Below are 20680 nucleotides of genomic sequence, written 5' to 3'. Positions count from 1 at the left end.
AGGGATGTGCATAGACCTGCGTTATTACTCTATGTAAGGCAATATATTTAGCTTTATTTTTTATTAAAACTACGGCCTATTCGTAAATAATGCCGTTTGCTGTTCTGCCTCTCTTTCCTCCACTACTCATTTGACTGAGCATGATCAATACACCTTCCGCGTGTAATGAGGAGGGCATTCACTTTTTGGCTAATGGATATGCACGGGAGGAACGGAATTTTTGCGGGAGATTTATTAGCTGAGTAATATTTTTAATAATTCAGATAGCATTTTATTAATCAGAACCTGTACGGTCGGGTAGCGCGAACCCAGAAAGCGAAAAACCCGCCATAGGCGGGTTCTTTTGAATAGGGCGACCGGACTCGGACAACCGGCGCTGGCGCCGTGTTGAACAGCGCTTCAGCGCTGGCCTGCAGGGTGAGGCCTTTAGGCCGAATAATCGAACGCAGTTCGATGGAGAGTCCGTACCCCAGAAAGCAAAAAACCCGCCATAGGCGGGTTCTTCTGAAGATGGTGCCCGGACTCGGACAACCGGCGCTGGCGCCGTGTTGAACAGCGCTTCAGCGCTGGCCCGCAGGGTGAGGCCTTTGGCCGAATAATCGAACGCAGTTCGATGGAGAGTCCTGTCTCTGAAAAGCAAAAACCCAGCCATAGGCTGGGTTCTCTATTCCACCTGGTCGCACGGGCGCCAGGTGCTCATGTTCGGGGTCACGCGCAGGCTCGCCAGCTGCTCCACCGGCTGGTGGGTCGGGCCGTCTTCGCCCAGACCGATGGAGTCGTGGGTGTAGACGAACACGTTGCGCAGCTTCATCAGCGCCGCCATGCGCACCGCGTTGCGGGCGTATTCCACGAACATCAGGAAGGTCGCCGAGTACGGCAGGAAGCCGCCGTGCAGCGCGATGCCGTTGGTGATGGCGGTCATGCCGAACTCGCGCACGCCGTAATGAATGTAGTTGCCCGCCGGGTCAACGTTCAGCGCTTTCGAGCCGGACCACATGGTCAGGTTGCTCGGCGCCAGGTCGGCGGAGCCGCCCAGGAACTCCGGCAGCACCTTGCCGAACGCTTCCAGCGCGTTCTGCGACGCCTTGCGGCTGGCGATGTTGGCCGGGTTGGCCTGCAGTTTTTCCACGAACGCTTTGGCGTCGGCTTTCCAGTCGGCCGGCAGCTCGCCGTTCATGCGGCGCTTGAACTCGGCAGCCTGCTCCGGGAAGGCCTTGGCGTAGGCGGCGAACTTGTCGTTCCAGGCCGCTTCCTTGGCCTGACCGGCTTCCTTGGCGTCCCACTGGGCGTAGATGTCCTGCGGGATTTCAAAGGCGGCGTATTTCCAGCCCAGCGCTTCGCGGGTGGCGGCCACTTCGGCTGCGCCCAGCGCGGCGCCGTGCACGTCATGGGTACCGGCCTTGTTCGGCGAACCGAAGCCGATAACGGTCTTGCACATCAGCAGCGACGGCTTGTCGGTCACCTTGCGGGCTTCTTCAATCGCCGCCTTGATGGCGTCCGGGTTGTGGCCGTCGACGTTGCGCACCACGTGCCAGCCGTAGGCTTCGAAACGCAGGGCGGTGTCGTCGGTGAACCAGCCGTCGACGTGGCCGTCGATGGAGATGCCGTTGTCATCGTAGAAAGCGGTCAGCTTGCCGAGCTTGAGGGTGCCGGCCAGGGAGCAGACTTCGTGCGAGATACCTTCCATCATGCAGCCGTCGCCCATGAAGGCGTAGGTGTGGTGGTCGACGATGTCGTGGCCAGGGCGGTTGAACTGCGCCGCCAGGGTGCGTTCGGCGATGGCGAAGCCGACGGCGTTGGCGATGCCCTGGCCCAGCGGGCCGGTGGTGGTCTCAACGCCCGGGGTGTAGCCGTACTCCGGGTGGCCCGGGGTTTTGGAATGCAGCTGACGGAAGTTCTCCAGCTCGCGCATCGGCAGGTCGTAGCCGGTGAGGTGCAGGAGGCTGTAAATCAACATGGAGCCGTGGCCGTTGGAGAGCACGAAACGGTCGCGGTCAGCCCAGTGCGGGTTAGTCGGGTTGTGGTTGAGGTAGTCACGCCACAGGACTTCGGCGATGTCCGCCATGCCCATAGGGGCACCCGGGTGGCCGGAATTTGCTTTTTGTACGGCGTCCATGCTGAGTGCCATAGGCTGGGTTCTCTAAATATGGTGCCCGGACTCGGAATCGAACCAAGGACACGGGGATTTTCAATCCCCTGCTCTACCGACTGAGCTATCCGGGCAACGGGGCGCATTAAACCGTATTGGCCGGATGGCGTCAATCGCTTTCTGTCACAAAGCCGATCGGTTGCTCTATTTTCAGGCAGCGAGCCAGGTGTGGGGTGAGGCAGGCGGCGATTGTTATCCAATAAATATGCATATAAAACGTGTATTTATACAGTAAAGGAAATGGGTTTATATATAATTCTATTTAAATAACAGCGTATTAAGGTTTAATCAACGGACGCTCAATCAAGATGACTCTTGCTTGAACCCCGCAGCGAATCATGCAATCATTGCGCAAATTTTAGCACTCTCCGTTCCCTGACGGTGTTCACGCTTCTTATAAGTCAGAGGGTTATTGGCATGACTGGTTTTGTCGCTCAAACGCTTTCGTGCTCCAGACATCTGACGCCGCCACCGTTCCGTCGCTGCTTCCTCCGTACGTCATCCGTCCGAATACGCCTGCCGGCCATGCGGTAAGCCCGCCTGATGCTCGCTGTTAGGCATGCGTAAAGCCAGCGCTGCGGCCCTGATTTTACTGATGCCTGTCGGACGCTGCCCAGATCAGTTCCTCCGATAACCGTCACGATCCCCGATCATGAGGCGGTCACGCACGTCGCTTATGCTGCCGTGCCCGGGCATCGCTTTTGCCGGGATAACCGCGTTATCTCATTACCGTGCCGGTGGCACACCCTCATCCTTCACCGTTTGAGAGTCAGCATGATGAAAGAATTGAAAATCGCGACCAGCGCCAGCCTGGTCGCCACCATTGAGACGCTGCGCCAGATCGTGCGCGTAGAGCAGACGGATTACACCGACGTGGCGGCGGTGGTGGTGTCGGTCGCCGACGTGAACGCCGGCATTCTGGCGCGCTTGCAGGCGACGGGGTTCGACATTCCGACCTTCGTGGCGGTGGAAGGGGACGAGCATCTTTCCCCGGACTATCTGCCGTTCGTCAGTGGGGTGTTCGCGCTGCTGGCCGGCGCCAGCAAGCCGTTCTACATGGCGCAGCTGGAGGCCGCTGCCGATGCCTATGAGCAGGCGCTGCTGCCGCCGTTCTTCAAAACGCTGAAGACCTACGTCGAGATGGAAAATTCTACCTTTGCATGCCCGGGGCACCAGGGCGGCGAGTTTTTCCGCAAGCACCCGGCCGGCCGGCAGTTTTTCGATTTCTACGGTGAAACCCTTTTCCGTTCCGACATGTGCAACGCTGACGTCAAGCTGGGCGATCTGCTGATCCATGAAGGCTCGGCCAAAGATGCGCAGAAGCACGCGGCGCGGGTGTTCAACGCCGATAAAACCTACTTCGTGCTCAACGGCACCTCGGCGGCCAACAAAGTGGTGACCAATGCGCTGCTGACCCGCGGCGATCTGGTGCTGTTCGATCGCAACAACCATAAATCCAACCACCACGGGGCGCTGATCCAGGCCGGTGCTACGCCGGTCTATCTGGAAACCGCCCGCAACCCGTTCGGTTTTATCGGCGGCATCGATGCGCACTGCTTCGACGAACGTTACCTGCGCGAGCAGATCCGCGAAGTGGCGCCGGAGAAGGCTGCGGCAGCGCGGCCGTTCCGGCTGGCTATCATTCAGCTCGGCACCTACGACGGCACGATTTACAACGCTCGCCAGGTGATCGACACCATCGGCCACCTGTGCGATTACATTCTGTTCGACTCCGCCTGGGTGGGCTACGAGGGTTTTATTCCGATGCTGAAAGAGTGCTCGCCGCTGCTGCTGGAGCTGGACGAGCACGATCCGGGCATCTTCGTCACTCAGTCGGTGCATAAGCAGCAGGCGGGGTTCTCGCAGACGTCGCAGATCCATAAGAAAGACGACCATATCAAAGGGCAAAAGCGCCACTGCAACCATAAGCATCTGAACAATGCGTTTATGCTGCATGCGTCGACCAGTCCGTTCTATCCGCTGTTCGCCGCGCTGGACGTCAACGCCAAGATGCACGCCGGCCCCGCCGGGCGCCGCATGTGGATGGACTGCGTCAAGCTGGGCATCGAGACGCGCAAACAGCTGCTCAAGCGCTGTTCCCAACTGAAACCGTTTATTCCGCAGCAGGTGGCGGGCAAAGATTGGCAGGATCACGATACCGATCTGATCGCCAACGACGCGCGCTTCTTCACCTTCGTGCCGGGGGAAACGTGGCACGGCTTTGAAGGCTATGCCCAGGATCAGTATTTGGTCGATCCGTGCAAGCTGCTGCTGACTACGCCGGGTATTGACGCCACGACCGGCCAATACACCGCGTTCGGCGTGCCGGCCACCATTCTGGCCAACTTCCTGCGCGAGAACGGCATCGTGCCGGAGAAGTGCGATCTCAACTCGATCCTGTTCCTGCTGACCCCGGCGGAGAACCCGGCCAAGATGGAGCAGCTGGTGGATATGCTGGCGCAGTTCGAACGCTATGTTGAAGAAGATGCGCCGCTGAGCGTGGTGCTGCCGACGGTGTACCGCAAGAACGAGCAACGTTATCGTGGCTACAGCATTCGTCGGCTGTGTCAGGAGATGCACGATCTGTACGTCAGCTTTGACGTCAAACAGCTGCAAAAAGAGATGTTCCGTCAGGATCATTTCCCGCCGGTGGTGATGAACCCGCAGGACGCCAACGTGGAGTTTATCCGCGACAACGTCGAGCTGGTGCCGATCGGCCAGGCTGCAGGGCGCATCGCGGCGGAAGGGGCCTTGCCGTATCCGCCGGGCGTGCTGTGCGTGGTGCCGGGTGAAGTGTGGGGCGGGGCGGTGCAGCGCTACTTCCTGGCGCTGGAGGAGGGCATCAACCGCCTGCCGGGCTTCTCGCCGGAGCTGCAGGGGGTCTACATCGAGAAGAAAGATCACGGCTGGAAGCGCATCTTCGGTTATATGATCAAGCAGTAAAAAAAGGGCCGGTTCGCACCGGCCCTTCTCATTTATCCACGCGGGAAGCGTTACTTTCTGCGGTAGCTCTTCTGTGCGGTATTCACTTTCACCAGATAGCGGCGCGACTCGGCGGCCGGGTGTTTGGTGGTCAGCGTTTGGTACACGTCGCCCGGCTGCATGCCGTTGATGATGCCCACCGCGCGCGTTCTGTCGCTGGAGAACACCCGCAGCACGCTGCCTGCGCCGCCGTTGTAGGCGGTGATCACCGCATAGCGGCGCGAGGTCGGGTTCTGAATGCCGCCCAGGTAGTTGTTTTGCAGGATCGCCAGATAGGCGGTGCCGGTGTCGATGTTGTTTTCCGGATCGAACAGGTAGCTGCGGCTCGGCACGCCCCACTTGCCGCGCATCTGGAAGACGTCCTTGCCGGCGCTATGCTGCATGACCTGCATCAGGCCCAGTGCGTCAGAACCGCTCACCGCATACGGGTTGAAGCTCGATTCGGTCTGCATGATCGCCAGAATCAGCGACTCGTCCACGCCGTATTTTTCCGACGCCTTGCGCACCATCGGCAGGTATTTGTGCGCACGTTTGTCCAGGTGGTTAGGTACCAGCTGGATGGTGACCGAGTAGATCACGTGCAGGCCGGAGGTGCGTTTTTGCAGCTTGGTCTGCAGCAGATAATCGGCGAAGTGCGCCGCGCGCCATTCCCAGCGGATCGGCGCGCCTTTGTTATCCAGCACCTGGCCATACAGGAACGGCTCTTTGCTGATCTGGATATCGTTGGCGTCAGAATAGAGATCGATGGAGCCCGGATCGTCACCCATCAGCAGCGTGCTGATGATCGCCTGGCGCAGATGCGCGGCCGGATCGGTGGTGGCGATGGTCTCGATGGTAATGGCGCCGGTGTCGAAGTTGATGTGGCTGCGGGTTTGGTATTGGTCGGTGTACTTGACGTAGTCTTTTGGCCCGGCGATCAGAACTTCGTTCAGACCCCAGATGTTCTCGATGTTGTGGGCGAATTGGCCCATCAGAATGTCGAAGCCGTTGGTATCTTTGATCCAGGCTTCGTTGATTTCTTCACTTTTTTTGCCGGAACAGGAGATCAGCAAAGGCGCTATTACGAGCAAAGCTAAAATTTTCTTCATCTTAAAGCCGTTTGGAAGAAGTATAAGAGGATTGAAGCGGGCCAGCGCCTGGCCCCAACAGCGTTATTCGCTCGGCGGCGTATAGCCTTCGATGTGCACGTCGTGTCCTTCGAACAGGAACTTGATCATTTCCTCTTCCAGCAGCTTGCGGTCGTCCACGTTCATCATGTTCAGCTTCTTCTCGTTGATCAGCATGGTCTGCTTCTTCATCCACTCGCCCCAGGCCTCCTTGGAGATCTCGTTGTAGATGCGTTTGCCGACGTCGCCCGGATAAAGCTGGAAATCCTGGCCTTCGGCGTCGCGCTGCAGGAAAGTACAAAAAATGGTGCGGCTCATGCTAATTCCTCATCGATGGCGCTATCGCCATATAAGTTTTGTTGGATCGGGGGCTGCTTCGCCAGCTGTTGCAACAGGCGATCCACCGGCGCTGCCAGCCCGACCGATGGCGGCTGCGCTAAGTTATACCAGAGACCTGCGCCCTCATCCATGCCGCTGCCCGCCGCATCGAGCGACAGCCACATCGGCACGATATCGAGATGGAAATGGCTGAACGTGTGGCGAAACGCGGTCAACTGCTCGAGGCGCTTGCCTTTCAGACCGCGCTGCTGCAGCCAGAGTTCCAAATCCACGCGCGCGCTGAACTGCGGGAAGCAGAACAGGCCGCCCCACAGGCCCACCGCCGGGCGTTGTTCCAGCCACACGCGGTCGCCGTGCTGCAGCAACAAGAAATAAGCGGTTTTTTCCGGTAGGGTCTGCTTGGGTTTCTTGCCGGGGTAGTTGGCCCAGCTGTGATTGGCGTAAGACAGGCAGCCGACGTTGAGCGGGCAGAGTTCACACTTGGGTTTGGAGCGGGTGCAGACCATGGCGCCCAGATCCATCATCGCCTGGTTGAACTGGCCGACGCCCTGTGCCGGGGTGACCTCTTCGCTGATTTTCCACAGCCGGTTTTCGACCTCTTTCTTGCCCGGCCAGCCTTCCACCGCGTAGCAGCGGGCCAGCACGCGCTTCACGTTGCCGTCGAGGATCGGATAGTGTTGGCCCAGCGCCAACGACAGCACCGCGCCGGCGGTGGAGCGGCCGACGCCCGGCAAATCGGCGATTTCTTCGAAGGTTGTCGGGAACTCGCCGCCGTGCTGTGAGACAATGGTCTGCGCCGCCTTGTGCAGGTTGCGGGCGCGGGCGTAATAGCCGAGACCGGTCCATAGATGCAACACTTCGTCCAGCGGGGCTTCCGCCAGCGCACGCACGTTGGGAAAACGAGCCATAAAGCGCTGAAAATAAGGAATGACGGTGGCAACCTGAGTCTGTTGCAACATCACCTCGGAGAGCCATACTTGATAGGCGGTTTTCTCCAGCTGCCACGGCAGGGTTTTGCGGCCGTAGCGCTGGTACCAGTCAAGCACCACCTGTGCGAATTGTTGTGCTTGCATCATGAGCAGAGTCGTTATCCGGCAGAAAATGAAGCGAGATTGCAGCATAGAGTCATGATGCTGTAAACCGGAACTTTCCGACGCCGCACGGCGGGTACAGAAGATGAACACTTGCTAAACCAATGTATCTTTGCATAATGCGCGTTTCCCTAATTGGCAGCCAAACAGACAGAAAGCACTATGATTAATGACGTCATCTCCCCGGAATTTGATGAGAACGGCCGCGCGATGCGCCGTATCCGCAGTTTTGTCCGCCGCCAGGGGCGGCTGACCAAAGGCCAGCAGCACGCGCTGGAGAACTATTGGCCGGTGATGGGCGTGGAGTATCAGGCTGAAGCTGTCGATCTCGCCGCGCTGTTTGGCCGCGAAGCGCCGACGGTGCTGGAGATCGGTTTTGGCATGGGCGCCTCGCTGGTGACCATGGCGGGCAACAACCCGCAGCAGAACTTTTTAGGGATTGAGGTGCACTCGCCGGGCGTGGGCGCCTGCCTGGCCGACGCCCACGAGGCGGAGCTGAGCAACCTGCGCGTGATGTGTCACGACGCGGTTGAAGTGCTGGAAAACATGATCCCGGACGGCTCGCTGGACATGGTGCAGCTGTTCTTCCCCGATCCGTGGCACAAGGCGCGCCACAACAAGCGCCGCATCGTGCAAACGCCGTTTGTCGAACTGGTACTGCGCAAACTGAAGACCGGCGGCGTCTTCCACATGGCCACCGATTGGCAACCTTATGCGGAACATATGTTAGAGGTTATGAACGGGGTCGCAGGCTATCGTAATCTTTCCAGCGATAATGATTACGTGCCGCGTCCGGATTCACGCCCGCTGACGAAATTTGAATTACGCGGCCAGCGCCTGGGACATGGCGTTTGGGACTTGATGTTTGAGAGGAAAGAATAATGGCTAAGAACCGCAGTCGTCGTTTACGTAAAAAATTGCACATTGAAGAGTTTCAGGAGCTGGGTTTCTCCGTAGCCTGGCGCTTCGCCGAAGGCACGTCGGTGGAAGACATCGACAGCACGCTGGATACCTTCATCGATGAAGTGATCGAGCCGAACGGTCTGGCGTTTGACGGCAGCGGCTACCTGCAGTGGGAAGGTCTGATCTGCCTGCAGAAGATCGGCCACTGCACCGATGAGCAGCGCGAGCTGGTGAAAAACTGGCTGGAAGCGCGCAAACTGACCGACGTTAAGGTCAGCGATCTGTTCGATATCTGGTGGGATTGATCGCGCTTGCCCGGTGAGCGCGGCTTCGTGCCGCGCCGTTTTATTGATCTAAGGTGCCTTAACGGCGCCTTTGTTTTGCCCGGAGTGTGACCGAGGTGGTAACAACATTGGATAACGCGTTGCTGGAGGAGATCCTGCAACAGGTGCGCCCACTGATTGGCCAGGGGAAAGTGGCCGACTACATCCCTGCATTGGCAGAAGTGCCCGCCGACCGGTTGGCGATCGCCGTTTGCACGGTGGACGGTGAACTGTTCCAGGCCGGCGACGCCGCGGAGCGCTTCTCTATCCAGTCGATCTCTAAAGTGCTGAGCCTGACGCTGGCGCTGACGCGCTATCAGGAGCCTGAGATCTGGCGGCGTGTGGGCAAAGAGCCTTCCGGCCTGCCGTTCAACTCGCTGCTACAGCTGGAGATGGAGCAGGGCAAACCGCGCAATCCGTTTATCAACCCCGGCGCGCTGGTGGTGTGCGACATGCTGCAAACCCGGCTCAGCGCCCCCAAACAGCGCATGCTGGAGGTGGTGCGTCAGTTGGCTGGCGAAGACGATCTGGCCTATGACCTGCGGGTGGCGCGCTCCGAGTTCGAACACTCCGATCGCAATGCGGCCATCGCCTATCTGATGAAGTCGTTCGGCAACTTCGAAAACGACGTGATCACCGTGCTGCAAACCTATTTCCACTACTGCGCGCTGCGCATGAGCTGCGTGGAACTGGCGCGCAGCTTCGTCTATCTGGCTAACCACGGCCGCGATCTCAGCGGCGAGGCGGTGATCAGCCCGCTGCAGGCCCGGCAGATCAACGCCCTGATGATGACCAGCGGCATGTACGACGGTGCCGGCGAATTCGCCTATCGGGTGGGAATGCCTGGCAAGTCCGGCGTGGGCGGCGGCATCGTGGCCATCGTGCCGGATGAGCTGTCGATCGTCGTCTGGTCGCCGGAGCTGGATGCATCCGGCAACTCGTTGGCGGGAACTGCGGCGCTGGAACTGTTGTCTCAACGTATCGGTCGTTCGATTTTTTAATCCCAATCTGGATGGGAGTCAGGAGAAGCTATGTTGAAGAAAACCGGGTTAGCCTTACTGCTGCTGGCGGCGACTGCCGCGCAGGCCCACGCCGAGTACCAATGCAGCGTTAAACCCCAGGACGATGTGATCATCAGCCCGCAAAGCGTGCAGGTGAAAGGCGCCAGCGGCGACCTGCAAATCTCGCCGGACGGCGACGTGATCCGCAACGGCCAGGCGCTGAGCCTGAACGACAGCCAGCGGCAGAAAGCCTTCAGTTACCAGAGCGCGCTGCGCAAGCAGCTGCCGTGGATCGACGACGGCGCGCAGAAACACCTGGAGAAAGCCCGCTCGGCGCTGGATAAGGTGATTGTCAAAGAGCTGGGCAGCAACAGCAACGTGCGCAACCGCCTGACCACCCTGAATGGCCAGCTGAAACAGCAAATGAACCGTATCATCGAGCACCGCAGCGACGGCCTGACCTTCCACCACAAGGCGATCGACCAGGTGGAACAGGACGGCCGCAACATCGTGCAGCAGAGCATGGGCGGCGTGCTGCAGGACAGCCTGAACGAGATGGGCGTCAAACAGGCTGCCAACAGCGGCGGCAACCCGCTGCAGGCGATCATGGGCAACCTGGGTGGCTTGCAGAAGGCGATCCAGAACGAGTGGAACAACCAGGAGCAGGACTTCCAGAACTTCGGCCACGATGTGTGCAACCGCGTCACCGCACTGGAAACTCAGCGCAAGGATCTGCTGAAGGCGTTGAAATGATTTAAGAACCTTCTCGGTAGTCTGTTTTTTGACCTTCTGAAGCTTATCTGACAGACTGGTTAAACTACGTACAGATTTATGGATGTTGACGGAGGACGCTATGAGCCATACACGCTACGAAACCGATGTTGTTGCCTGGGCAAATGAACAGGCCGCTCTTTTGCGCTCCGGAAAATTGTCTGAGATCGATATTGAAAAGATCGCCGAGGAGATTGAGGACGTGGGGAAGAGCGAGCAAAGGGAACTTGCTAGCCGGATGACGGTGCTGATTGCACATTTGCTTAAATGGAAATATCAGCCGGCCAGGCGCGGAACCAGCTGGGAGAGAACGATTAAAGCGCAGCGTAAAGAGGTGCTTTACAGCTTGAAAGAGTCGCCTAGCCTAAAAGGTAAACTGGGCGATGCTGATTGGCTGGATGTCGTCTGGTCGAAGGCCGTTGCGCTCGCTACGGCCGAAACTGGGCTGGATGTCTATCCGGAAAACGGCATCTGGGAAACTCAGCAGATTCTGTCTCAGACGTTTTACCCGGATTAACACCAATAAAAAGCGCTGATCATTCAGCGCTTTTTTTTACTCGTCGTCCGCCAGGAACAGCTCCAGCAGCGAGTTGAGGAACAGTTTGCCCTTCTCGGTGATCTGCCAGTGCTCCGCGGTTTCCTCCAGATAGCTTTTGGCCAATGCCTCGTCCAACTGAGGGCGAATGACGCTTTCCGCCAGCCCGGTGTAGTTGACGAAGTCGGCGCGCGGCGCGGCTTCCAGCAAGCGGAAGCGGTTCATGAAGAACTCGAACGGCCGATCCGCCGCCGCCACCTCATGCTGCTTGTCCATGTAGTCGCCACGCATGAAGCCGCGCGGGTGTTTGGTCTTGGCGGTGCGCAGGATGCGGCCGTCGCTGAAGGTCACCTTGCCGTGCGCGCCGCAGCCGATCCCCAGATAGTCGCCGAAGCGCCAGTAATTGAGATTGTGTTGGCATTGGTAGCCCGGCTTGGCGTAGGCCGAGGTTTCGTACTGCTGATAGCCGGCGGCGCTCAACAGCTGGTGACCACGTTCGAAGATGTCCCACAGCGCATCGTCGTCCGGCAAAACCGGCGGGCGTGAACTGAACAGGGTGTTCGGCTCGATGGTAAGCTGATACCACGACAGGTGCGGCGGGTTGAGGGCGATAGCCTGGCGCAGATCGTCCAGCGCCTCTTCCAGCGACTGGTCCGGCAGGCCGTGCATCAGATCGAGGTTGAAGCTGCGCAGGCCGAGGCCGGTCGCCAGAGTCGCCGCGCGCTTGGCCTCTTCCGGGCCGTGGATGCGCCCCAGGCGGGTCAGCTTCTCGGCGCTGAAGCTCTGCACCCCGATGGAGATGCGGTTGACGCCGGCGCGCTGGTAGCCGCTGAAGCGATCGGCCTCCACGGTGCCGGGGTTGGCTTCCATGGTGATCTCGGCGTCGTCGGCGACGCGAATGCGCGCCCGCACGCCGTCCAGCAAGGCTTGCATCGCCTCGGCGCTCAGCAGGCTGGGGGTGCCGCCGCCGATAAATATGGTGCTTATCTCCCGGCCGCCGGCCAGCGGCAGATCGGCATCCAGATCCGCCAACAGATGATCGACATACTCCTGATGCGGCACGTCACCCTTCAGCGCATGGGAGTTGAAATCGCAGTACGGGCATTTCTGCACGCACCACGGGATGTGGATATAGAGACTCAGCGGGGGCAGCTTAAGCATTGCGCAGGGTTTCCAACATCAGCTTCAGCGCCTTGCCGCGGTGAGAAATCGCCCGCTTTTCGTCGCGGCTCAGCTCGGCGGCGGTGCGGCCCAGTTCCGGCACGTAGAAGACAGGATCGTAACCGAAGCCGCCTTCACCTGCTGCCTGCTCGGCGATCTCGCCGGCCCAGCTGCCGTGGAACACCAGCGGCGTCGGGTCTTGCGCGTGGCGCAGATAGACCAGCACGCAGTGGAATTGCGCGCCGCGCTGGCCTGGCGCCACGTCTTTCAGCGCCGCCAGCAGCTTGTCGAGGTTCTGCCGATCGTCGGCGTCTTCACCGGCGTAGCGTGCGGAGTAGATGCCCGGCGCGCCGCCCAGCGCGTCGACCGCCAGGCCGGAGTCGTCGGCGATCGCCGGCAGGCCGGTGACCTGTGCCGCATGGCGCGCTTTCAGAATGGCGTTTTCGATAAACGTCAGGCCGGTCTCTTCGGCAGATTCCACGCCCAGATCGGTTTGCGCGACCACGTCCAGGCCGAAATCGGCCAACAGGTCGGCGAGTTCGCGCACTTTGCCCGGATTACCGGTGGCAAGAACGACTTTTTGCATAATGACTACCTTGAAAATTATTCGATGAGCGCCGCGACCACGGCGGGGAGCTGTTGCGGATTCACGATGCGTAACTGTTTATGCCGCCCCAGTTCGCCTTTCTCGATGGTGACGTTGCTTTTCGCCACTTTGAACTGCTTGGCGATAAACTTGATCAGATGGGCGTTGGCTTGGCCGTCGACCGGCGGGGCGGTGATGGCGACTTTCAGTTCGTCGCCATGCAAGCCGATAATTTGGTCGCGGCTGGCTTTCGGCTGAATATATAGCCTGATCGCCAGCCCGTCCAGCACCGAAGTGACTGCACTCACAGCAGGAACCAAAGTTGGGGGAACAGATCCATGCCCAGGTAGTTGAGCAGATAGAGGATCAGGATCACCACCATGGCGGAAAAGTCGATGCCGCCCATCGCCGGGATGATGCGGCGGATCGGCGCCATCAAGGGTTCGGTCAACTGGTACATCACGTAGTCGATCGGGCTGCGGCCCTGGCTTACCCAGCTCATCAGCGCGCGAATGATCATCACCCAGAAGATCAGGTAGCCGACGGACTTCACCAGCGAGATCAGGCCGAACAGCAGGTTATAGGGGCTGAGCGATATCGCGCCGTCCTGGATCAGCAGCAGCAGCGGGTACTTGATGGTCATCAGCAGGAATGCCAGCAACAGCGAAGCGCTGTCGATAGGCCCCAGCGACGGGAGGATGCGGCGCAGCGGGCCGACCACCGGCTGGGTGATCTTCACCACAAACTGCGAGAACGGGTTGTAAAAATCGGTGCGTGCCCACTGCATCCAAATGCGCAGCAACAGCACCATCACGTACAGATCAACAACGGTCTTGACCAGGAAAGTCAGCGTTAGCATGAAGTGGTCCTTCTCCTTAACTCGTGGTTATTTAAAATAATTTTTCCATCTCTTGCGCACGGGAAACGGCGGCCTGCATCGCTTGCGCCACGGTTTCCGGCAGCTGGCGTTCGTTGAACACCCGCAGCGCTTCGGCGGTGGTGCCGCCTTTGGAGGTCACCTGCTCGCGCAGCGTGCCCAGCGGCGTATCCGGGTTGGCTTCAACCAGCGCGGCGGCGCCGGAAGCGGCCTGCTGCACCAGATCGCGCGCGGTCTGGCTATCGAAGCCCATGCGCTCGGCTTCTTTTTGCATCGCTTCCATAAACAGGAAGAAATAAGCCGGGGCGCTGCCCGCGGCGGCGATCACACCGTTGATGCCATTTTCGTCATCTACCCAGCAAACTTTACCGACCGACGCCATTAAATCGCCGGTGTAATCGCGATCCTGCTGGCTGACCTGCGCTGGCGCGTACAGCCCGCTCATACCTTTGCCGACCAGCGACGGGGTGTTGGGCATGATGCGCACGATGTCCAGCTTGTCGCCCAGCAGCTGATAGAACCGGCTGACCTGAATGCCGGCGGCGATCGACAGCACCAGTTTGCCGCTGAAATCGACCTGCTCGCGCAGCGGTTGGCACACGTCGGCCATCATCTGCGGTTTGACCGCCAGCACCACCACGTCGGCCTCGCGCGCGCAGGCGATGTTGTCGCCGCTGCTGACGATGCCGTAGTCCGCCGCCAGCGCGTCACGGTTTTTCGGCGAAGGGGCGCAGACGCTGATGGATTTGGCCGGATAGCCGCCCGCCACCAGGCCGGCGATGATTGCACGCGCCATGTTGCCGGCGCCGATAAAGGTAATCTTGCGATGTTGCATCAAATCCCTCGTCTGTTTTGTCAGGCCTGCGAGTAGTCGCGGGCGCCAAAAATTGCGGTGCCGATGCGCACCAGGGTGCTGCCGGCGGCGATCGCCGCCGCCATGTCGTCCGTCATGCCCATCGACAGCGTATCGACCTGCGGATAACGCTGACGCAGGGCGAGAAATGCGTCGTTCATCCGGCTGAATACCGCCAGCTGCCGCTGATAATCTGCTTCCGGTGCCGGGATGGCCATCAGGCCGCGCAGCGCCAGGTTCGGCAGCGCGGCGATCGCCTCGGCCAGCGCCGGCAGTTCGGCCAGCGCGATGCCGGATTTGCTTTGCTCGTCGCTGATGTTGATTTGAATCAGCACGTTGAGCGGCGGCATGTCGGCCGGGCGCTGATCGCTCAGGCGCTGGGCGATGCGCAGCCGATCCACGGTATGGCACCAGGCGAAGTGTTCCGCCACCAGCCGACTCTTATTGGATTGCAGCGGGCCGATAAAGTGCCACACCAGCTCGCCGCCCTGCGGCGATTCGGCGAAATACCGGATCTTGTCTACCCCTTCCTGCACGTAGTTCTCGCCGAAGGCGCGCTGGCCAGCGGCGATGGCTTCTGCGATCGCCGCCACAGGTTTGGTTTTGCTGACGGCAAGCAGGGCAACTTCTTCTGGCGCCCGCGCGCAGTTTTGCGCGGCGGCCGCGATGCGGTTTCTGACATCCTGCAGGTTCTGTTGGATAGTGCTCATTATTGACCCGGGAGAGTGATATGGATATCGATGAATTCGTGGCCCTTAGTGTAAAGCATAATGCTTCCGATCTGCACCTTTGTGCCGGTCATCCGCCGATGTTGCGCATCGACGGTGAACTGCAGCCGCTGGCGGCGGCGCCAACGCTGACGGCGCAAGGCGTGCAGACCCTCTGCGACGAATTGCTGAATGCGCAGCAGCGCGAGAGCCTGCAGCGGTTGGGGCAGATCGATCTGGCGTTGCACCGGCCGGGCGGGGAGCGGCTGCGCGCCAATGTTTTTCAACAAAGCGCGGGGATGTCTCTCGCGTTGCGGCACATCGCCGGGCAGTCGCCCTCGCTTGCCGAGCTGGCGGCGCCGGCCATCGTCCCGGCGCTGCTGCAGCGCGACGACGGCTTGATCCTGATCAGCGGCGCCACGGGCAGCGGTAAATCCACCACGCTGGCGGCGATGATCGACGAGATCAACCGGCATCAGCAGCGGCACATTCTGACGCTGGAAGATCCGATCGAATTCCTGCACCGCAGCCGACGATCGCTGATCCAGCAGCGAGAGATCGGCCGCGACAGCCACAGCTTCGATGCGGCGTTACGCGCCGCGCTGCGCGAAGATCCCGACGTGATCCTGCTGGGCGAGCTGCGTGATGTCGCCACTATCCGGCTGGCGCTCACCGCGGCGGAGACCGGCCACCTGGTGCTGGCGACGCTGCACACCCGCAGCGCGCCGCAGGCGGTGGAGCGGCTGGTGGACGTGTTTCCGGCGGACGAGAAACCCTATGTGCGCGCCCAACTGGCGGGCAGCCTGCAGGCGGTGATCGCGCAAAAGCTGATGAGACGGCCCGGCGGCGGGCGAGTGGCGATCTTCGAAGTGCTGACGGCGACGGCGGCGGTCAGCAGCCTGATCCGCGAAGGGAAAACGCATCAGCTGGCGAGCGTGTTGCAAACCGGCGCGCAGTCCGGCATGCAAACCTTTGAGCAAGGTTTGCAGCAGCGGATCGACGTCGGTTTGCTGGGGGATAACGCGGGGGAGAGGGCGGGCTTTTAGCCCAGCTGCCGTTCGAACCAGCTTTCGAGGATCACCACCGCGGAGGCGGAGTCCACGCTGCCTTTATCGAGTGCGCGGAAGCCGCCGCGATCGAACAGGTTGGCGCGCGCTTCTACGGTGCTCAGGCGCTCGTCTTGCAGCTCGATCTGGATGCCGAAACGGCCGTGCAGGCGATTGGCGAATTTGCGCGCCTGGGCGGTAACGGGCTGTTCGGTGCCGTCCATGTTCAGCGGCAGGCCGACCACCACCAGATCCGGCTGCCACTCCTTCAGCAGTTTTTCAATTTTCAGCCAGTCCGGCGAACCGTCCTGCGCTTTGAACGCCGCCAGTGCGCGAGCGCTGCCGGTCAGCTCCTGGCCGATGGCCGCGCCGATGCTTTTGGTGCCGAAGTCGAAGGCGATAATGGTGCGGTTGCTCATCAGGCGTGTCCTGCGTGGTTGGCGATGCTGCGAATATCGATGCCCAGAAGGTTCCCCGCCTCGCGCCAGCGGCTGGCGATCGGCGTGCGGAACAGAATGTCGGTGTTGGCTTCGATGGTCAGCCAGGCGTTTTCCAACACCTCTTGCTCCAGCTGGCCCTTTTCCCAACCTGCATAGCCCAGCGCCACCAGCACGTCGTCCGGTTGTTCCGGGGTGCCGAGCGTCTCCAGCACGTCTTTCGAGGTGGTGATCATGGTGTTGGGAGAAATTTGAATGCTGGCGCCGAAGCCGTGGCGCGGCGTATGCAGGATAAACCCACGATCGTCCGCCAGGGGGCCGCCGGCGAACACCGGTTTGTCCAGGCTGATGGCCGGATCGCGCGCAGGCGGCATGATCTTCAGCTTGCTCAGCACCGTGGCTACCGTGAATTGCTCCACCGGTTTATTGATCACCAAACCCATGGCGCCTTCTTCATTGTGCTCGCAGATATAAATCACCGAGCGTTTGAAGCGAGGATCCTGCAAGGTTGGCATGGCGATCAGAAAATGGTGCTGTAAATTCATGGCGTTAGTATAAGGTAATCAATGGGTGAGAAAATAAACAGCCGCCAGTATGCGGCTATACCCGCCGCCTTTCAAGGCGCGCTTTGGCGGGCGCGATGCAGAACAGCGGGCGGCATGCCGCCCGCATTGCGCATTACTTCGCCGCCAGGCGCTTTTCAATGGCGTCCATCAGCATGCCGGTAATCGAAATCGGGAATGCCGCTTCGATCTCGCGCGCGCAGGTCGGGCTGGTGACGTTGATTTCAGTCAGGCGGTCGCCGATCACGTCCAGGCCGACGAAGATCAGCCCTTTCTCTTTCAGCGTCGGGGCGACGGTGCGGGCGATTTTCCAGTCGCTCTCGCTCAGCGGGCGCGCTTCGCCACGGCCGCCGGCCGCCAGGTTGCCGCGGGTCTCGCCCTGCGCCGGAATGCGCGCCAGGCAGTAAGGCACCGGCTCGCCGTCGACGACCAGGATGCGCTTGTCACCGTCCTTGATCGCCGGCAGGAAGTTCTGCGCCATGCAGAAACGGCTGCCGTGTTCGGTCAGGGTTTCGATGATCACCGACAGGTTAGGATCGTCCTGCTTCACGCGGAAGATCGACGCGCCGCCCATGCCGTCCAGCGGCTTCAGGATGATGTCGCCGTGCTGCTGGTGGAATTTGCGGATGTGCGCGGCGCTGCGGCTGACCAGCGTATCCGGCGTCAGCTCCGGGAACCAGGCGGTGAACAGCTTCTCGTTGCAATCGCGCAGGCTTTGCGGCTTGTTGACCACCAGCGTGCCTTTAACCTCGGCGCGTTCCAGAATGTAGGTCGCGTAGATGTATTCGGTATCGAACGGCGGATCCTTGCGCATCAGGATCACGTCCAGCTCGTGCAGTGCCAGATCCTGCTCGGCGCCGAAGCTGAACCAGCTCTCCTTGTCTTCCTTCACGCTCAGCAGGCGGGTGCGGGCGCGCCCGTCACCGGCATGCAGATAGAGATCGTTCATCTCCATGTAGTGCAATTCGTAACCGCGGCGCTGCGCTTCGAGCAGCATGGCGAAGCTGGTGTCTTTCTTGATGTTGATGGAATCGATTGGGTCCATCACGATGCCGAGCTTAATCATCTTTTCTCCTTTAACCCAGGTCGCCGAAGCGGACCTGCAGAGCGGTAATGGCGGTGAGCGCTGTGGTTTCGGTACGCAGAACGCGTGGTCCCAGCAGAATATCAGTAAATCCGTGGTCGGTGGTCATGGCGATTTCGTCAGCGGACAAACCGCCTTCCGGGCCGATCAGCAGGCGAACGCGATCCACCGGCTGCGGCAACGTGTTGATGCTGTGGCTGGCGCGCGGGTGCAGGTTGAGCTTCAGGCTGCCGTCCTGCTCGGCGCACCAGGCCTCCAGCGACATCGCCTCGCGGATTTCCGGAATGCGGTTGCGGCCGCACTGTTCGCAGGCGGCGATGGCGATCTTTTGCCATTGCTGGATTTTCTTCGCCAGACGCTCGCCGTCCAGTTTGACGCCGCAGCGCTCGGAAAACAGCGGGGTGATGACGTTGACGCCCAGCTCGATGGATTTCTGGATGGTGAACTCCATCTTCTCGCCGCGCGAGATCACCTGGCCCAGATGCAGGTTGAGCGGCGATTCGATGTCATCTACGCGGCCGTCGCCGAGGCGCACCAGCACGCTCTTCTTGTCCACCCGAACTATCTCGGCGTCGAACACCTGGTTGCTGCCGTCGAACAGCTGCAGCGCCTGGCCGGCGCTCATGCGCAGCACGCGCCCGACATGGTTGGCTGCGTCCTCGCTGAGGGCGATCTCCGCCTGGTCGGTCAGCGGTTGCGGATGGTAAATGCGGGGTATGCGCATGGGTAGTCTGATCCTGACGAAACGGTGCCGCAGGTTGGCGGCACCATGAAAGATAACGGCTATAGTAGGTTAGCTTTTCCGCTGCTGACAAGCCTGTTGAATATAGGGGTTGTGGTTGCCCTGCACCTTGGCGATACGTGCTTCGCGCTGACATTCCCATTGGCTCACCGGATATTGCCGGTTCCACACCTCGAACAGCTGGGTTTGCTGGCGCGATAGCCGCAGCTGGTAGCGATCGCGCATGTAGAAGTAGGTGCGGGCGATGGCACCGCGGGCGCGGGCAGGCGGTTCCGCCTGTTTATTCTTGAAGTCCACTTTCATCGGACACTGTCCGTACTGGCCTTCGCCGCCGTTCCATTGGCTGTACATGAAGTTGTTGCGGTCGCCGTTCACTTCGCCGATCGCCGGCTGCAGGTTGTGCAGATCGGTTTCTATCTGGCGATAGGTGGCGTCTTTGTTGCAGTTCTTGCGCCCGCCGTCTTGCCAGCACTGCAGCTGGTGGCCGAACTGCCAGGCCGGCACCACGTGTTCCCATTCGATGCGCTGTGCGCGCTGGGCGTTTTTACGCACCTGATAGCCACAGCCGGCGAGATCCGGGATGCCTTTTTTACCTTGCCAGTCGATACGGCAGCCGCAGTAAAAACTGCCTGGCGCATCCTGGTTAATCTTGGCCGCCGCCGCTTTGGCCTGAGAGAAGTTATTGATGCCGTGCGCCTGTGCGGCGCCTGCGGTGAAAACCGCCATAAACAAAATTCTGCGAAGCATATTCCAAAACAGCTCAAAATTGGAAAAGCAGGCAGGGTAGCGGAACTTGCCGGCAGTGGCAAATGGCGATATTTGCTTGTTTTAACGTATAAATCGTTTAGCTAAAGGTTCTCGCTGGCGAGAAATTTCAGTTTCTCACCGCAGCGGCGGCAGCGGTATTCGCTTTCGCCGCGCAGCACGCGGTTATGGCGGCGGATGGTGAGCTGGTGCTGCCCGCAGCCGCAGCGGTAGGGGAAGGTTTTGCTTTGCACCGAGGCGGTTTCGAAACGGTGAGTGCGGCTGGCGGGCGTCAACAACACGCTTTCCATCATCCAGCGCCATTCGCGGCCGTGCGGCGCCACCCGGCCGAATTGGCGAAACACCAGCAGGTGCGCCAGCTCGTGCGGCACCACTTCATCGATAAACGGCTGTTGGTTTTCCAGCAGCAGCACCGGATTCAGGCGGATTTCCCAACTTTGCAGCCAGGCGGTGCCCGCGCTGGTGCCGCGTTGCTGATAGACGATGCTGGGTTCGGGGAATTCGGCGGCAAAATGCTGGCGGGCCAACTGCAGCTTTTCTCGCAGGCAGCGCATCACCGCTTGTTGCAGCGCGATGGGGATTCTTGGTTTGTTCATTGCGGCTAGCTTAAGCAATGGCGGGGCGGCTGACAATATGCCCGTCGCAAATCCGCATCCGGC

Annotated in this window: 22 protein-coding genes, 1 tRNA gene and 1 pseudogene; 7 read left to right on the top strand and 17 right to left on the bottom strand. The window is 60.3% G+C overall.

The window, feature by feature from the left end:
- Nucleotides 1-611: 611 nt before the first annotated feature.
- Nucleotides 612-2128 (bottom strand): annotated as a pseudogene (gene tkt / locus ATE40_RS17475) (transketolase); the annotation flags it as partial.
- Nucleotides 2129-2147: 19 nt separating this feature from the next.
- Nucleotides 2148-2223: transfer RNA gene (locus tag ATE40_RS17470), tRNA-Phe, on the bottom strand.
- A gap of 703 nt (nt 2224-2926) precedes the next feature.
- Here ATE40_RS17470 and speF point away from each other — a divergent pair.
- A complete protein-coding gene (speF, locus tag ATE40_RS17465) occupies nt 2927-5092 on the top strand; it encodes an ornithine decarboxylase SpeF (RefSeq protein ID WP_063919695.1) in 2166 nt (721 codons plus the stop codon).
- Between the two features lie 50 nt (nt 5093-5142).
- Here speF and mltC read toward each other — a convergent pair whose 3' ends face one another.
- The 3 genes from mltC to mutY form a co-directional block, all read right to left on the bottom strand.
- The gene (gene mltC, locus ATE40_RS17460) at nt 5143-6219 is read right to left on the bottom strand and encodes a membrane-bound lytic murein transglycosylase MltC (RefSeq protein ID WP_025160359.1); all 1077 of its coding nucleotides are present in this window, start codon (nt 6217-6219) and stop codon (nt 5143-5145) included.
- A 63-nt stretch (nt 6220-6282) separates the two neighbouring features.
- On the bottom strand, nt 6283-6555 hold the full coding sequence (locus ATE40_RS17455; protein WP_004937404.1) for an oxidative damage protection protein: 273 nt from the start codon (nt 6553-6555) through the stop codon (nt 6283-6285).
- Entirely contained in the window at nt 6552-7652 is a 1101-nt protein-coding gene (mutY, locus tag ATE40_RS17450) for an A/G-specific adenine glycosylase (RefSeq protein WP_230329026.1), read from the bottom strand. Before mutY ends, ATE40_RS17455 begins: the two co-directional genes overlap by 4 nt.
- Nucleotides 7653-7829: 177 nt before the next feature.
- Here mutY and trmB point away from each other — a divergent pair, with 177 nt between their 5' ends.
- The 5 genes from trmB (at nt 7830) to ATE40_RS17425 (ending at nt 11182) form a co-directional block, all read left to right on the top strand.
- Nucleotides 7830-8549 (top strand): tRNA (guanosine(46)-N7)-methyltransferase TrmB, encoded by a 720-nt coding sequence (gene trmB / locus ATE40_RS17445; RefSeq protein ID WP_019456099.1) that lies wholly within the window; start codon nt 7830-7832, stop codon nt 8547-8549.
- On the top strand, nt 8549-8875 hold the full coding sequence (locus ATE40_RS17440; protein ID WP_019456098.1) for a YggL family protein: 327 nt from the start codon (nt 8549-8551) through the stop codon (nt 8873-8875). The genes trmB and ATE40_RS17440 overlap by 1 nt, the downstream gene beginning before the upstream one ends.
- A 95-nt stretch (nt 8876-8970) precedes the next feature.
- Entirely contained in the window at nt 8971-9894 is a 924-nt protein-coding gene (glsB, locus tag ATE40_RS17435; RefSeq protein WP_004937414.1) for a glutaminase B, read from the top strand.
- A gap of 30 nt (nt 9895-9924) precedes the next feature.
- Complete coding sequence (locus ATE40_RS17430) at nt 9925-10647, top strand: YggN family protein (protein ID WP_060441034.1); 723 nt, start codon at nt 9925-9927, stop codon at nt 10645-10647.
- Between the two features lie 100 nt (nt 10648-10747).
- The gene (locus ATE40_RS17425) at nt 10748-11182 is read left to right on the top strand and encodes a DUF29 domain-containing protein (protein WP_019456096.1); all 435 of its coding nucleotides are present in this window, start codon (nt 10748-10750) and stop codon (nt 11180-11182) included.
- 36 nt (nt 11183-11218) lie between these two features.
- Here ATE40_RS17425 and hemW read toward each other — a convergent pair whose 3' ends face one another.
- From hemW to ATE40_RS17395, 6 genes are read right to left on the bottom strand one after another with little or no spacing between them, the layout of a single operon-like run.
- Entirely contained in the window at nt 11219-12361 is a 1143-nt protein-coding gene (gene hemW / locus ATE40_RS17420) for a radical SAM family heme chaperone HemW (protein ID WP_019456095.1), read from the bottom strand.
- Nucleotides 12354-12947, bottom strand: coding sequence for an XTP/dITP diphosphatase (locus ATE40_RS17415; RefSeq protein ID WP_019456094.1), 594 nt, complete (start codon nt 12945-12947; stop codon nt 12354-12356). The genes hemW and ATE40_RS17415 overlap by 8 nt, the downstream gene beginning before the upstream one ends.
- 17 nt (nt 12948-12964) lie before the next feature.
- On the bottom strand, nt 12965-13255 hold the full coding sequence (gene yggU, locus ATE40_RS17410; protein WP_025160357.1) for a DUF167 family protein YggU: 291 nt from the start codon (nt 13253-13255) through the stop codon (nt 12965-12967).
- Nucleotides 13252-13806 carry a YggT family protein gene (locus ATE40_RS17405; RefSeq protein WP_019456092.1) on the bottom strand — a complete coding sequence of 185 codons (555 nt, stop codon included), beginning with the start codon at nt 13804-13806 and terminating at the stop codon, nt 13252-13254. The genes yggU and ATE40_RS17405 overlap by 4 nt, the downstream gene beginning before the upstream one ends.
- Before the next feature lie 31 nt (nt 13807-13837).
- Nucleotides 13838-14659 (bottom strand): pyrroline-5-carboxylate reductase, encoded by an 822-nt coding sequence (gene proC / locus ATE40_RS17400; protein WP_019456091.1) that lies wholly within the window; start codon nt 14657-14659, stop codon nt 13838-13840.
- A 20-nt stretch (nt 14660-14679) separates the two neighbouring features.
- Entirely contained in the window at nt 14680-15387 is a 708-nt protein-coding gene (locus ATE40_RS17395) for a YggS family pyridoxal phosphate-dependent enzyme (protein ID WP_063919693.1), read from the bottom strand.
- 20 nt (nt 15388-15407) lie between these two features.
- On the opposite strand from ATE40_RS17395, the gene ATE40_RS17390 reads away from it, so the two are divergent.
- Complete coding sequence (locus ATE40_RS17390; protein WP_063919692.1) at nt 15408-16430, top strand: type IV pilus twitching motility protein PilT; 1023 nt, start codon at nt 15408-15410, stop codon at nt 16428-16430.
- Here the strand turns inward: ATE40_RS17390 and ruvX are convergent.
- From ruvX to ATE40_RS17360, 6 genes are all read right to left on the bottom strand, one after another.
- The gene (gene ruvX, locus ATE40_RS17385) at nt 16427-16849 is read right to left on the bottom strand and encodes a Holliday junction resolvase RuvX (RefSeq protein WP_019456088.1); all 423 of its coding nucleotides are present in this window, start codon (nt 16847-16849) and stop codon (nt 16427-16429) included. The two genes, ATE40_RS17390 and ruvX, sit on opposite strands and share 4 nt — an antisense overlap.
- On the bottom strand, nt 16849-17412 hold the full coding sequence (locus ATE40_RS17380; RefSeq protein ID WP_004937452.1) for a YqgE/AlgH family protein: 564 nt from the start codon (nt 17410-17412) through the stop codon (nt 16849-16851). The genes ruvX and ATE40_RS17380 overlap by 1 nt, the downstream gene beginning before the upstream one ends.
- A gap of 133 nt (nt 17413-17545) precedes the next feature.
- Nucleotides 17546-18496: a glutathione synthase gene (gshB, locus tag ATE40_RS17375; protein ID WP_015379045.1), complete on the bottom strand. Its 951-nt coding sequence runs from the start codon at nt 18494-18496 to the stop codon at nt 17546-17548.
- A 10-nt stretch (nt 18497-18506) separates the two neighbouring features.
- Nucleotides 18507-19238 carry a 16S rRNA (uracil(1498)-N(3))-methyltransferase gene (gene rsmE, locus ATE40_RS17370; RefSeq protein ID WP_019456087.1) on the bottom strand — a complete coding sequence of 244 codons (732 nt, stop codon included), beginning with the start codon at nt 19236-19238 and terminating at the stop codon, nt 18507-18509.
- 69 nt (nt 19239-19307) lie between these two features.
- Nucleotides 19308-20003: a deoxyribonuclease I gene (gene endA, locus ATE40_RS17365; protein ID WP_063919691.1), complete on the bottom strand. Its 696-nt coding sequence runs from the start codon at nt 20001-20003 to the stop codon at nt 19308-19310.
- Between the two features lie 101 nt (nt 20004-20104).
- On the bottom strand, nt 20105-20617 hold the full coding sequence (locus tag ATE40_RS17360; protein ID WP_063919690.1) for a SprT family zinc-dependent metalloprotease: 513 nt from the start codon (nt 20615-20617) through the stop codon (nt 20105-20107).
- Nucleotides 20618-20680 lie beyond the last annotated feature (63 nt).

The sequence above is a fragment of the Serratia surfactantfaciens genome (assembly GCF_001642805.2).
GTDB classification, from domain to species: Bacteria; Pseudomonadota; Gammaproteobacteria; order Enterobacterales; family Enterobacteriaceae; genus Serratia; species Serratia surfactantfaciens.
The sequence above is the reverse complement of the archived record's forward strand: the minus strand, read 5'-3'. Positions and strand labels throughout refer to the sequence as shown.